This is a genomic window from Pseudomonas sp. NPDC077649, from assembly GCF_044542855.1.
Lineage (GTDB): Bacteria > Pseudomonadota > Gammaproteobacteria > Pseudomonadales > Pseudomonadaceae > Aquipseudomonas.
The window spans coordinates 967586-979764 of the sequence record NZ_JBITVF010000001.1 but is presented as its reverse complement, the minus strand read 5'-3'; the positions used below and the strand labels follow the sequence as shown (position 1 = coordinate 979764).

General features: G+C 68.6%; 12 protein-coding genes. 8 read left to right on the top strand and 4 right to left on the bottom strand.

Going from position 1 to position 12179, the window contains the following annotated elements; all coding sequences use genetic code 11:
* Positions 1-15 precede the first annotated feature (15 nt).
* The 3 genes from ACIGFL_RS04370 to purU all read right to left on the bottom strand — a co-directional run bounded on the left by ACIGFL_RS04370 (position 16) and on the right by purU (position 1710).
* Entirely contained in the window at positions 16-189 is a 174-nt protein-coding gene (locus ACIGFL_RS04370) for a hypothetical protein (RefSeq protein WP_021442681.1), read from the bottom strand.
* A gap of 198 nt (positions 190-387) precedes the next feature.
* Positions 388-813 carry a CBS domain-containing protein gene (locus ACIGFL_RS04365; protein ID WP_021442680.1) on the bottom strand — a complete coding sequence of 142 codons (426 nt, stop codon included), beginning with the start codon at positions 811-813 and terminating at the stop codon, positions 388-390.
* A gap of 45 nt (positions 814-858) precedes the next feature.
* A complete protein-coding gene (gene purU, locus ACIGFL_RS04360; protein WP_021442679.1) occupies positions 859-1710 on the bottom strand; it encodes a formyltetrahydrofolate deformylase in 852 nt (283 codons plus the stop codon).
* 302 nt (positions 1711-2012) lie between these two features.
* Between purU and mvaT the strand changes: the two genes are divergently transcribed.
* Positions 2013-2387, top strand: a complete 375-nt coding sequence (gene mvaT, locus ACIGFL_RS04355; protein ID WP_021442678.1) for a histone-like nucleoid-structuring protein MvaT — start codon at positions 2013-2015, stop codon at positions 2385-2387.
* A 259-nt stretch (positions 2388-2646) separates the two neighbouring features.
* Here the strand turns inward: mvaT and sbcB are convergent, their stop codons facing one another.
* Entirely contained in the window at positions 2647-4080 is a 1434-nt protein-coding gene (gene sbcB, locus ACIGFL_RS04350; protein WP_397496263.1) for an exodeoxyribonuclease I, read from the bottom strand.
* 180 nt (positions 4081-4260) lie between these two features.
* On the opposite strand from sbcB, the gene ACIGFL_RS04345 reads away from it, so the two are divergent.
* The 7 genes from ACIGFL_RS04345 (at position 4261) to ACIGFL_RS04315 (ending at position 11916) form a co-directional block, all read left to right on the top strand.
* Positions 4261-5019, top strand: a complete 759-nt coding sequence (locus tag ACIGFL_RS04345; RefSeq protein ID WP_021442676.1) for a hypothetical protein — start codon at positions 4261-4263, stop codon at positions 5017-5019.
* Positions 5020-5106: 87 nt separating this feature from the next.
* Positions 5107-5832 (top strand): RDD family protein, encoded by a 726-nt coding sequence (locus tag ACIGFL_RS04340; RefSeq protein ID WP_397496262.1) that lies wholly within the window; start codon positions 5107-5109, stop codon positions 5830-5832.
* On the top strand, positions 5829-6809 hold the full coding sequence (locus ACIGFL_RS04335) for a stage II sporulation protein M (RefSeq protein ID WP_397496261.1): 981 nt from the start codon (positions 5829-5831) through the stop codon (positions 6807-6809). Before ACIGFL_RS04340 ends, ACIGFL_RS04335 begins: the two co-directional genes overlap by 4 nt.
* Positions 6796-8373 (top strand): DUF4129 domain-containing protein, encoded by a 1578-nt coding sequence (locus ACIGFL_RS04330; protein WP_397496260.1) that lies wholly within the window; start codon positions 6796-6798, stop codon positions 8371-8373. The genes ACIGFL_RS04335 and ACIGFL_RS04330 overlap by 14 nt, the downstream gene beginning before the upstream one ends.
* Positions 8370-9551 carry a DUF4350 domain-containing protein gene (locus ACIGFL_RS04325; protein ID WP_397496259.1) on the top strand — a complete coding sequence of 394 codons (1182 nt, stop codon included), beginning with the start codon at positions 8370-8372 and terminating at the stop codon, positions 9549-9551. Before ACIGFL_RS04330 ends, ACIGFL_RS04325 begins: the two co-directional genes overlap by 4 nt.
* Positions 9548-10588, top strand: a complete 1041-nt coding sequence (locus ACIGFL_RS04320) for an AAA family ATPase (protein WP_397496258.1) — start codon at positions 9548-9550, stop codon at positions 10586-10588. Before ACIGFL_RS04325 ends, ACIGFL_RS04320 begins: the two co-directional genes overlap by 4 nt.
* The gene (locus tag ACIGFL_RS04315; protein ID WP_397496257.1) at positions 10585-11916 is read left to right on the top strand and encodes a DUF58 domain-containing protein; all 1332 of its coding nucleotides are present in this window, start codon (positions 10585-10587) and stop codon (positions 11914-11916) included. Before ACIGFL_RS04320 ends, ACIGFL_RS04315 begins: the two co-directional genes overlap by 4 nt.
* The last annotated feature ends 263 nt before the right edge of the window (positions 11917-12179 follow it).

Sequence of the window (12179 nt, the reverse complement as noted above, 5' to 3'; positions counted from 1 at the left end):
CAGCGCCCTTGGTCGTTATGGCTCGGGCTCAGGCGGTGCCTGTTCCTGCAGCTGCCGCCACAGTTCGGCGGCCTCGGCGAACTCGGTGCCGTCGTCCTCGCTCAAGGCGTCCGGGTCGTAGCGGCGCACGCAACCCTCGCCCAGGGTCGGCGGCGCCTTGGAAGTCGCCTTGTCCAGTGGATCGCTCATCAAGTCCTCCTCACTCAGAGCCTGTTCAAAGTCTCGCGAGCTAGAGCAATGCAAGGCGCTACGCTAGCAACAGCCTTCGGCTGGTCAAAACAGGCGAGGAACGGTCGGAGTCGCGGGCGACTTTACGAGTTGTAAATGAGCATTCCAAGCCTGTTTTTAACGCAGCAGTGCCGACGCGCAGCAGACTTTGAACAGGCTCTAACCGGCTTCCAGCTTGCCCTGCTCATGCTGGGCGAACTCCTTGACCGCCCGCAGCACGTCGTGGCGGCTGATCTGGCCGATCAGGTGACCGTCCTCGACCACCGGCAGGCGCCGACGCCGACCGCGCAGGAAGCGCTCGGACAGCTCGATGATGTCCGCCTCCGGCGAGATGGTCTCGACCTCGGCGGTCATGTAGGCGCTGACGTTGCCGCCGATGGCCTCGTAGTAGGCGCCGGAGAGGATGCCGCGCAGGCAGTCGCCCTCCGACAGCAGGCCGATCAGATGGCCCTGGGAATCAACCACCGGCGCCGCCGAGATACGGTGCTCCAGCAGGCGGTTGATGGCGGTGAACAGATCGGTATCCGACCTGAAGGTCACCAGATGGCGGGTCATGTAGTCCCGCACCTTGATGGACTTGAGCATGGGCGATCTCCTCTGGCGAGCATCGGTTCGGCCTACGGCGCAAGATCAGTCGAACACCACCGTCTTGTTGTCGTGCACCAGAACCCGGTCTTCCAAGTGATAGCGTAGCCCACGCGCCAGCACCATCTTCTCCACGTCCTTGCCCAGGCGCACCATTTCCTCGATATCGTCGCGGTGGGTGACGCGCACCACGTCCTGCTCGATGATCGGCCCGGCGTCCAGCTCCTCGGTCACGTAGTGCGAGGTGGCGCCGATCAGCTTGACCCCGCGCAGCGAAGCCTGGTGGTAGGGCTTGGCGCCGACGAAGGACGGCAGGAAGCTGTGGTGGATGTTGATCACCCGCTGCGCGTACTCGGCGCACAGTGCCGGCGGCAGTATCTGCATGTAGCGCGCCAGGACGATGACGTCGGCCTGGTGCTGCTTGACCAGGCGCTCCACCTCGGCGAAGGCCGGCGCCTTGTCCTGCGCATCGACCGGCACATGGAAGTAGGGGATGCCGTGCCACTCGACCATGCTGCGCAGGTCGTCGTGGTTGGAGATCACGCAAGGAATGGCGCAGTCGAGCTCGTCGCTGTGCCAGCGGTGCAGCAGGTCGGCCAGGCAGTGCGACTCGCGGCTGGCCATCAGCACCACACGCTTCTTCTGCGCCGAGTCGGTGATGCGCCACTCCATGGAGAATTCGCGGGCAATCGGCGCGAAGGCCTGCTGGAAGCCCTCCAGCTCGAACGGCAGGGAATCGGCGCGAATCTCGTGCCGCATGAAGAACCAGCCGCTCTGGGTATCGGAATGATGACTCGCTTCGGTGATCCAGCCGTTGTAGGTCGCCAGGAAACTACTGACCTTGGCGACGATGCCGACGCGATCCGGGCAGGCGATGACCAGTCTGAACGTGCGCATATACAAAACCCCAATGACGGCGCAAAAGTCGGCCATTCTAGCGACAAGCCGGGGAAACTGCAGTAGCGCGGAGGGCCGGGCACCCGTGGCCCCCTGACCGGGCGCGGAAAAATATCGAGGCGGCGGAAAAACAGGCAACTTCGGCCAGCGCGGAAATACCCGGTTTAAATTAAAGCCCGTGGTTACAAAACCTTGCAGTGCACCACGGCTATTTTCTCCGACACTGTTTACTTGTTATAAGTGCGTGACTATTATTGCCTCACTGCTCACTTTTTAAACCTATTCACGCCAAGGTAAAGTCCATGTCGCTGATCAACGAATACCGCGCCACCGAAGAAGCCATCAAGGAGCTGCAAGAGCGCCTGAAGAACCTGTCGCAAGACGACAAGCTGAAAAAGGAACTGGAATTCGAAGGCAAGTTGCGCACCCTGATGGGCGAATATCAGAAGTCCCTGCGCGACATCATTGCCCTGCTCGACCCGGAAGCCAAGGTCGGCAAGGCCCCGCGTGCCGGCAAGCCCGTTGCCACCAAGCGCGCGCGCAAGGTCAAGCAGTACAAGAACCCGCACAGCGGCGAAGTGATCGAAACCAAAGGCGGCAACCACAAGACCCTGAAAGAGTGGAAAGCCAAGTGGGGCGCCGACGTCGTCGAAGGTTGGGCCACCCTGCTCGGCTAAGCCTCGCGCAATACCCGAAAACGCCAGCCCTGCTGGCGTTTTTTATTGCCGTTATTTTGCCGCGGGATGACCGGCGCAATTGTTGCCGGCAACTCGTCCGGCGCCCCGCAAGTTTGCCGTGCTGGCCACGGCCAACGCCCAGCCGGCAATTGCCACAGGGCAACTCACCAGCGCGCCCGGACAAACAAGCGCCGGCCGCCGCCACCCCGCTCGATATGCCCGCGCACAATTGGGCTATGCCCCGTTGCCGGCGCCGCGGCTAATTTATCCCGTAGCGCGCCTGCACATCCTCCGCATACGCCTGCCATTGCTGCAGAAGTTGCACTTGGCTCGGCGTGCAGTTGCCGCGCAATTCATCCAGCGCCTGACGAAACTGCCCCAGGGTATTGGGTGCGCCGAACTCGGCGGCACTCAGACGCTGGCGGCAGAACTCCTGCCAGCGTTGCCGCTCGGCCGGCGACAGGCTGTCCGGAAAGTTGCGTGCGCGATAGCGGAACAGCAACTCCGGCAGACGCGCGTCGTCGAACGGCCAGTCCTGGTTGGCCAGCGCCTCGGGCTCGGCACGGCGCACCTGCTCGCACAGGCGGCGGTCGCGGTCGCCGATAAAACCCTCGTACAGCTGCTGCTCGGGATCGCCGCTGGCGGCGAAGGCCTCCTCGCGATAGATGGTCGCCAGCTTGTCCTGCCACAGCGCCTGCGCCGCCTGCAGCGCCTCGGCGTGGCGCTGGCACTGCGCCCAGTCCAGCTGCAGGCGCTGACGATCCTGCTCGCGCAGCACCGACAGCGGCGCCACCACCGGGCAGCGGTTGATATGCAGCAGCTTCAGCGGCACCGGCGCCTCGCCCTCGGCCAGCTCCTCACGCCGGGTGTACAGGCGGCTGCGCAGGGTCTCGGCATCCAGCTCCAGCAACGGCGCCGGGTCGGCCTGCAGGTCGCAGACGATCAGCGCGTTGCGGTTGCGCGGGTGCCAGGCCAGCGGCAACACCGGCGCCAGGTAATGACGCGCCGCGGAGAAACGCCCGGACACATGCAACAGCGGCTGCAGCAGACGGATCTGATCCAGCACCCGCTGCTTGCTGCGCAACTGATAGAGAAAGTCGTACAGCCGCGGCTGGCGCTCGCGCAGCAGGCGCGCCAGGCCAATGGTGGCGCGCACGTCGGACAGCGCGTCGTGGGCCTGGCCATGGTCGATGCCGTTGGCCTGGGTCAGGCGTTCCAGCTTGAGGGTCACGCGGCCGTCTTCCTCCGGCCACTCGATGCCCTCCGGGCGCAGGGCGTAGGCGGTGCGCACCAGGTCGATAAGGTCCCAGCGGCTGTTGCCGCCCTGCCATTCGCGGGCGTAGGGATCGAAGAAGTTGCGATAGAGGCTGTAACGGGTGACCTCGTCGTCGAAGCGCAGGCTGTTGTAGCCGGCGCCGCAGGTGCCCGGCGCGGACAGCGCGGCATGCACCCGGGTGACGAACTCGCCCTCGTCCAGTCCCAGTTGCTGCAGGCGCTGCGGGTCGATGCCGGTGACCAGGCAGGCGGCCGGGTGCGGCAGGATGTCGTCGCTGGGCCGACAGTAGAGGTTCAACGGCTCGTCGATCTCGTTGAGCGCCTCGTCGGTGCGGATGCCGGCCACCTGCAGCGGACGGTCGCAGCGCGGATTGATGCCGGTGGTCTCGTAGTCGTACCAGAAGATGCTGGAAGTCACGCGCGTATCCCCAGTGCACAGTGGCCAGGCAGTCTATCATTCATGCCCAGGCGCGCCGCCGCCGGCAAAGCATGAACCAGCGCACAGCCGCTGCATGCCCGCCCAGGCGCCGCTTGTAGGCCAAATGCCAGTACCCCTAGCATGTGCCACCTCTCCCACTCTACGTACAAGGACGCCGCCATGAGTGACGCTACCACCCCCAATCCCTATGCCGCCCCCGTCAGCGACCTGCAGCAGCCGCTCGGCGACCAGGCGCCGAGCATCGAAGAAGCGCTGGCCCGCGGCTACGACTTCAGCATCGGCGCACTGATCGGCGAGGCCTGGGCCAAGGTCAAAGGCACCAAGGGCATCATCATCGGCGGTTTCCTGGTGTTCTACCTGGTGCTGCTGGCCGCCACCTTCATCCTCGGCGGCATAGTCGGCGTGTTCGGCGCCCTCAGCGACAACCTGGTCGCGGTGGTGGTCGGCGAGGTGCTGGTGTCGCTGCTGGCCTCGGCCCTGGCCTATCCCTTCATGGCCGGGATCAACATGGTCGGCATCCGCCGCGCCGCCGACCAGCCGATCAGCTTCAACGAAATCTTCAGCCACTTCGGCCGCACCGTGCCGCTGATCATCACCGCCGTGGTGATGATGCTGCTGATCTACCTCGGCATGCTCCTGTTGCTGCTCCCCGGCATCTACCTGGCGGTGGCCTATCTGCTGGCGATTCCGCTGGTGGTGGAACGCGGTCTGTCACCCTGGCAGGCGCTGGAGGCCTCGCGCAAGGCCATCAGCCAGCACTGGTTCAAGGTCTTCGGCCTGTTCCTGCTGCTCGGCGTGATCGTGATCCTCAGCGCCATCCCACTGGGTATCGGCCTGGTCTGGAGCATCCCGCTGATGGTCGTGGCTATGGGCGTGCTCTACCGCACCATCTTCGGCGTGCTGCCCGCCGCCCAGTAAGCCGTTATGCCGAGCCGAGCCATCGGCCCGGTTGCGTTCGTGTCCCGCTGCTCGCTAGCATCGGGCTTTCCCTGATGCAGTCCGCCGATGCCCTCACGCTCAAGCGCCAGCCTCCCGCAGCACCAGCCGCCCCTGGACACCCGCTACCAGGTGGAGACGCCGGAGGGCATCGACCTGCAATTGCGCCCCGCCGGTCTGGTGCCGCGGGCCCTGGCGTTCGCCATCGACCTGGCGATCCGCGGGCTGATCCTGGCGGTGATGTTCATCGTCCTCGGCCTGCTCGGTCAGTTCGGCATGGGCCTGGGCACCATCCTGCTGTTTCTCGTCACCTGGTGGTACATGGTGCTGTTCGAGGTGCTCAACCAGGGCCGTTCGCCCGGCAAGCAGCTGCTCGGCCTGCGCGTGGTGCACGACGACGGCACGCCCATCGGCTGGGCCGCCTCGCTGACGCGCAACCTGCTGCGCTTCGTCGACATCCTGCCGTTCGGCTACAGCCTGGGCATTCTCAGCTGCCTCAACCATCCGGCGTTCAAGCGCCTCGGCGATATCGCCGCCGGCACCCTGGTGGTCTACCGCGACGCCGCGCCGGCGCGCCCGCAGCTGCCGGAGGCCGAGCCGCTGCCGACGCCCTTCCCGCTCAGCCTGGCCGAGCAACGCGCGCTGCTCGGCTTCGCCGAACGCGGCGCCCAGCTGTCGGCCGCGCGCCGCGCCGAGCTGGCCGCCCTGCTCGCCGAACCGCTGCAGGTGCCGGCGGAGCACGCCGAGGCGCGCCTGAACGGCATCGCCCGCGGCCTGCTGGGGAGCGCGCCATGAAGCAGAGCCTGTTCGAAAGCCGCCACCAGGCCGACTGGGACGCCTTCGCCGCGCAGCTCGACGCCCTCGAGCGAGGCAAGGCCGAGGCGCAGGCCGGCAGCCGCTTCGCCGCCGACTATCGCCGGCTGTGCCAGCACCTGGCCCTGGCCGAGGCGCGCGGCTACAGCAGCCACCTGATCGAGCAGCTGCAGCAGTTGGCGATGCGCGGCCACCAGCAGTTCTACCGCCACCGCAGCCACCTCGGCGCCCAGCTGGTGCGCTTCCTGTTCGGCGGCTTCCCCCGCCTGGTACGCGCCGAATGGCGCAGCGTGTGCGTCGCCAGCCTGCTGTTCTTCGGCAGCCTGGCGTTGATGGGCGGCCTGACCTACCTCTACCCGGAGCTGATCTACAGCCTGGTCAGCCCCGAGCAGGTCGGCGAGATGGAGAAAATGTACGACCCCGACGCGCGGCGCCTCGGCCGCTTCGGCGAGCGCGACGCCGGCGACGACTGGGTGATGTTCGGCTTCTACATCATGAACAACATCGGCATCGCCTTTCAGACCTTCGCCAGCGGCCTGCTGCTGGGCCTGGGCAGCCTGTTCTTCCTGTTGTTCAACGGCCTGATGATCGGCGCGGTGGCCGGCCACCTGACCCGCATCGGCTACAGCGAGACCTTCTGGTCCTTCGTCGTCGGCCACGGTGCCTTCGAGCTGACCGCCATCGCCCTGGCCGGCGCCGCCGGCTTCAAGCTCGGCTGGGCGCTGCTCGCCCCCGGCCGCCTGCCGCGCGGCGAGGCGCTGCGCCTGGCCGCGGGCACCGCGGTGCAGCTGGTCGCCGGGGTGATCCTGTTCCTCCTGCTGGCGGCCTTTATCGAGGCCTTCTGGTCGTCCACCACCTTCGCCAGCCCGACCATCAAGTACACGGTTGGCGCCGGGCTGTGGGCGCTGGTGCTGGGCTACCTGCTGCTGGCCGGGCGGAGGCAGCATGCGCCTGACTGAAGCCAGCGTCGCCATCCGCCCGCGCACCGCCTGGGAAGCCATCGACCTCGGCGTGCTGCTCGCCCGCCGCCACGCCGGCCTGCTGATGGCCAGCTGGGCGCTGCTCACCCTGCCGCTGTTCGCCCTGCTCTGCGCGCTGCTCTGGCAGTACCCGGGCTGGGCGATCTTCCTGTTCTGGTGGCTCAAGCCGGCGTACGAGCGGCTGCCGTTGTACATCCTGTCGCAGGCGCTGTTCGGCAACGTGCCGACGCTGAAGCAGGCCCTGCGCGCCCTGCCACGGCTGCTCGGGCCGCAGTTGCTGGCCAGCCTGACCTGGCGCCGGCTGAGCCCGACGCGCAGCTTCGACCTGCCAGTGCTGCAGCTCGAAGGCCTGGCCGGCCAGGCGCGCAGCCAGCGCCTGATCGTCCTCGGCCAGCGCGACGGCGCCGCCGCCACCTGGCTGACCCTGGTCGGCATGCACCTGGAAATCGCCCTGTGGATGGGCCTGGCCGCGCTGTTCTACCTGATGCTGCCGCAGCAGATCGAACTGAACTGGAGCTGGGAAACCCTGATCGCCGCCAGCAGCGGCCAGTGGCTGTGGCTGGAGCACCTGTCCAACCTGCTCTACGTGCTGCTGCTGATCGTCTGGGAGCCAGTCTATGTCGCCTGCGGCTTCAGCCTCTACCTCAACCGGCGCACCGCCCTGGAGGCCTGGGACATCGAGCTGAGCTTCCGGCGCCTGCGCCAGCGCCTGACCGGCAGCGCCTACGCCCTGCTGCTCGGCGGCGCCCTGCTGCTGAGCCAGCTGCCCGGCGTCGCCTGGGCCGACTCGGCGCCGACGGCCAGCGCGCCGTTCGACCCGCAGGGCCCGGATGCGCCGCGCCTGCTGCAGCAGCCGCTGACCAGCCAGGCGGCGCGCGCCGGCATCGAGGCGCTGCTCGACGAGCCGCCGTTCGAGCACCGCGAAACCGTCACCCGCTGGCGCTTCGGCGAGGAAAAACCGGCGCAGGAGGCCGATCCCGAGGACCTGGAAGCCCTGCTGGAGATGCTCAAGAACCTGCTCGAGCTCGGCGAATGGTGGAAGAGCCTGGATATAGTCGCGCAGGTCTTCGAGGCGCTGCTGTGGGCCGCCCTGGTCGCCCTGCTGGTATTCGTCCTGTGGCGCTACCGCGAGTGGCTGCAGACCTTCGGCGAGCGCCTCGGCCTGCCGAGTCGGCGCCGGCTGCAGCCACCGGATCAGCTGTTCGGCCTGGAGCTGGCGCCGGAGAGCCTACCCGAGGACGTCGCCAGCGCGGCCGAACGGCTCTGGGCCGAGCAGCCGCGCGCCGCCCTCGGCCTGCTCTATCGTGCCCTGCTCAGCCGCCTGCTGCACGAACACCGGCTGCCGCTGAAACAGGCGCACACCGAGGGCGAGGTGCTGCAACTGGTCGAGACCCTGCAGCAGCAGGAGCTGTCCGCCTACAGCCGCCAGCTCACCGGCCACTGGCAGGCCCTGGCCTACGGTCACCGCCTGCCGCCCGAGGCGCTGCGCCAGGGCCTGTGCCAGGGCTGGCGCGAGCTGTTCGGCCAGGAGCGCCCGGCATGACGCGGCGCGCCGGCTTCATCCTGAGCATGGCCCTGCTGCTGGGCCTGGGCCTGCTCGCCAGCTACCTGCTGGGCAAGCTCGAAGCCTACGAAGACGAAGTCGAGCACGGCCCGGCCCCCGAGGTCGCCAGCAGCCCCTATCTCGCCGCCGAACACTTCCTGCGCCGGCAGGGCATCGCCGCGCGCCGCGCCGACGGCCTGGAAGTGCTTGCCGGCCTGCCCAGCCAGGGCCAGACCCTGATGCTGCTGGCCGATCGCGGCAACATGACCCCGCGCCAAGTCGAGCGCCTGCTGCAGTGGACGGCGGGCGGTGGCCATCTGCTGTTCGTCGCCGAACGCCTGTGGGACGAGGAGGAAGGCAAGAGCGGCGACCTGCTGCTCGACCTGCTCGGCATCCAGCAGTACATGAGCGAGGAGCTGGACGAGGAGGAAGCGGCCGCGGACGACGAGGAGACTGGCGACGGCGAGCCCTATCCGCAGCTGACCAAGCTCTACCTGGAAAACGAGCAGGCGCCGGCCTATATCGCCTTCGACACCGCCTTCCACCTCTATGACGCGCAGAATCGCGCCCACGCCTGGGCCAACAGCGATGCCGCCACCCACCTGCTGCAGCTGTATCACGGCGACGGCCTGATCACCGTGCTCAGCGATCCTTGGATCTGGCAGAACCGCAACATCGACCAGTACGACCATGCCTGGCTGCTCTGGTACCTCGGCCAAGACAGCGCGGTGACCCTGCTCTACCGCGCCGAGCGCGACGACCTGGCCCGCCTGCTGCTGCGCCACTTCCCGCTGGCGCTGGTGCTGCTGGCGCTGCTGCTCGGTGCCGCGCTGTGGCACCTCGGCATGCGCCACGGCCCGCTGCTCGCCCCCGCCAGCCGCGCCCGCCGCCAGCTGGAGGAGCACCTGCGTGCCAGCGCCGACTTCCTCCTCCGCCGCAGCGGCCAGCAGGCCCTGCTGCAGGGTCTGCAACAGGACATCAAGCGCCGTGCGCGGCGCCGTCATCCCGGCTTCGACAAACTCGGCGTGGCCGAACAGTGGCAGGTGCTCGGTCGCCTGACCCGCCTACCGGCCAGGGACATCAGCCAGGCCATGCGCCCGCTGCCGCCGCAACGCCTCTCCGCCAGCGACTTCACCCGCCAGGTCGCCCACCTGCAAAGCCTCAGGAATGCCCTATGACGAGCGAACAGACGCCAGATACCGAAAACCTGTCGGCCAGCGAAGCCCCGGCCGCCACCCCGAGCAACCCGCAGGCGCAGCAGCGCCAGCGCGCCAGCGCCCTGGCCCAGGCCCTGCGCGCCGAGCTGCGCAAGGCGGTGATCGGCCAGGGCGCGGTGATCGACGACGTGCTCACCGCGCTGATCGCCGGCGGCCACGTGCTGGTCGAAGGCGTTCCCGGCCTCGGCAAGACCCTGCTGGTGCGCGCCCTGGCGCGCTGCTTCGGCGGCGAGTTCGCGCGCATCCAGTTCACCCCCGACCTGATGCCCAGCGACGTCACCGGTCACGCCGTGTACGACCTCGCCAGCGAGCAGTTCAAGCTGCGCAAGGGCCCGGTGTTCACCAACCTGCTGCTGGCCGACGAGATCAACCGCGCCCCGGCCAAGACCCAGGCCGCGCTGCTGGAAGTGATGCAGGAACGCCAGGTGACCCTGGAAGGCCGCGCGCTGGCCGTGCCGCTGCCCTTTATGGTGCTGGCGACGCAGAACCCCATCGAGCAGGAAGGCACCTACCCGCTGCCGGAAGCCGAGCTGGACCGTTTCATGCTCAAGCTGCGCATGGACTACCCGGCGCCGGACGAAGAGCTGAGCATGGTGCGCCAGGTGACCCGCTCGGCCAAGGCCGACATGCTCGAGGTCAGCCCGCTGCGCACCCTGCTGCAGGCCAAGGACGTGCTGGCGCTGCAGAAGATCGCCAGCGACCTGGCGCTGGACGACCAGGTGCTCGACTACGCCGTGCGCCTGGCCCGCGCCACCCGCAGCTGGCCGGGGCTGGCCATGGGCGCCGGGCCGCGCGCCTCGATCGCCCTGGTGCGCGGCGCCCGCGCCCGCGCCCTGCTGCGCGGTGGCGATTTCGTCCTGCCCGACGACATCAAGGGCTGCGCCCTGGCCGTGCTGCGCCACCGCGTGCGCCTGGCACCGGAGCTGGACATCGAGGGCCTGTCGGTGGACCAGGTGCTGCAACAGCTGCTCGACCAGGTGCCGGCGCCGCGCCTATGAAACCCTCGCGCCTGCTCCTCGGGCTGCTCGGCGGCCTGTTCGCCGTCGCCGTACTGCTCGGCGCCCTGCCCCTGCTCGGCGTGCGCCTGGCCGACAGCCTGATGCCGCTGGCCTGGGGCCTGCTGCTGGCTCTGCTGCTGGTCGCCGCGGTCGATGCGCTGTGGCTGCGTCGCCTGCCCTCGCCGCGCCTCGAACGCGCGCTGCCGGGCAACCTGCCGCTGGGGCGCTGGAGCGAAGTGCAACTGACCGCCCACCACGATTACGCCCAGGGCCTGGAGGTCGAGGCGTTCGACCATGTGCCGGCGGGCATGGCCTTCGAACACCTGCCGCAGCGCATTGCCCTGCGCCCCGGCCAGCAGACGCGCTTCGCCTACCGCCTCAAGCCGCTGGTACGCGGGCATTTCCACTTCCAGCACTGCGAGCTGACGCTGCCCAGCCCACTGCGCCTGTGGCAGGCCAGGCGCCTGCTGGCGTTGCCCGGCGAGAGCCGCGTCTACCCCGACTTCGCCCGCCTCTACGGCGCTCAGCTGAAGGCGGTGGACGACTGGCTCAGTCAGCTCGGCGTGCGCCAGCGCCCGCGTCGCGGCCTCGGCCTGGAGTTCCACCAGCTGCGCGAATTCCGCGACGGCGACAGCCTGCGCCAGATCGACTGGAAGGCCACCGCGCGCAAGCGCACCCCCATCGCCCGCGAGTACCAGGACGAGCGCGACCAGCAGATCGTCTTCCTGCTCGACTGCGGACGGCGCATGCGCAGCCAGGACGACGAGCTGTCGCACTTCGACCACGCCCTCAACGCCTGCCTGCTGCTCAGCTACGTGGCGCTGCGCCAGGGCGACGCGGTGGGCCTGGCCACCTTCGCCGGCGGCCAGCCGCGCTACCTGGCGCCGGTCAAGGGCCCGGCCCAGCTCAACGTGCTACTCAATGCCGTCTACGACCTGCACGCCAGCCAGCAGCCGGCCGATTTCGCCGCTGCCGCCGACGCCCTGCTCGCCCGCCAGCGCCGCCGCGCCCTGGTGGTGCTGGTGACCAACCTGCGCGACGAGGACGACCAGGAGCTGCTCGCCGCGGTCAAGCGCCTGTCGCGCCAGCACCGCGTGCTGATCGCCAGCCTGCGCGAGGAAGTGCTCGATCGCCTGCGCCAGGAGCCGGTGCAGCAGTTCGAGCAGGCCCTGGCCTACTGCGGCACCCTGGATTACCTCAACGCCCGCGCCGACCTGCACGAACGCCTGGCCGCCCACGACGTGCCGGTGCTCGACGCCCGCCCCGGCGAGCTGGGCCCCGAGCTGGTCAGCAACTACCTGGCCTGGAAGAAAGCCGGCGCGCTGTAGGGGGGACATGGCGAAGCCTTGTCCACCAGCCGAGCCCCGGGTACCGCTACGCTCGCCCCAGGCCAAGCGCTGACAGAAGCGCGGTACAGGGCCCTGGCACCGGCTTTTCCACACAGTTGCTGCGTGGTTATGCCCGGGGGGCGGTGCTATGATCCCCGGTCTGCGGCGCAAGGAGTGGAAATTCCCGCCGCTTGCAGGCCACCCGCGCCTGCTGTTCCGGCCGCCCGTGATCGGCCCATGCGCATACCGCACACGACCTGAGT

Excerpts from the sequence above, each read along its gene's own strand:
- mvaT (WP_021442678.1), top strand. The coding sequence starts at position 2,013 with ATGTCGCTGATCAACGAATACCGCGCCACCGAAGAAGCCATCAAGGAG.
- ACIGFL_RS04345 (WP_021442676.1), top strand. The coding sequence starts at position 4,261 with ATGAGTGACGCTACCACCCCCAATCCCTATGCCGCCCCCGTCAGCGAC.
- ACIGFL_RS04335 (WP_397496261.1), top strand. The coding sequence starts at position 5,829 with ATGAAGCAGAGCCTGTTCGAAAGCCGCCACCAGGCCGACTGGGACGCC.
- ACIGFL_RS04365 (WP_021442680.1), bottom strand. The coding sequence starts at position 813 with ATGCTCAAGTCCATCAAGGTGCGGGACTACATGACCCGCCATCTGGTG.
- ACIGFL_RS04330 (WP_397496260.1), top strand. The coding sequence starts at position 6,796 with ATGCGCCTGACTGAAGCCAGCGTCGCCATCCGCCCGCGCACCGCCTGG.
- ACIGFL_RS04320 (WP_397496258.1), top strand. The coding sequence starts at position 9,548 with ATGACGAGCGAACAGACGCCAGATACCGAAAACCTGTCGGCCAGCGAA.
- ACIGFL_RS04315 (WP_397496257.1), top strand. The coding sequence starts at position 10,585 with ATGAAACCCTCGCGCCTGCTCCTCGGGCTGCTCGGCGGCCTGTTCGCC.
- ACIGFL_RS04370 (WP_021442681.1), bottom strand. The coding sequence starts at position 189 with ATGAGCGATCCACTGGACAAGGCGACTTCCAAGGCGCCGCCGACCCTG.
- purU (WP_021442679.1), bottom strand. The coding sequence starts at position 1,710 with ATGCGCACGTTCAGACTGGTCATCGCCTGCCCGGATCGCGTCGGCATC.
- ACIGFL_RS04340 (WP_397496262.1), top strand. The coding sequence starts at position 5,107 with ATGCCCTCACGCTCAAGCGCCAGCCTCCCGCAGCACCAGCCGCCCCTG.
- ACIGFL_RS04325 (WP_397496259.1), top strand. The coding sequence starts at position 8,370 with ATGACGCGGCGCGCCGGCTTCATCCTGAGCATGGCCCTGCTGCTGGGC.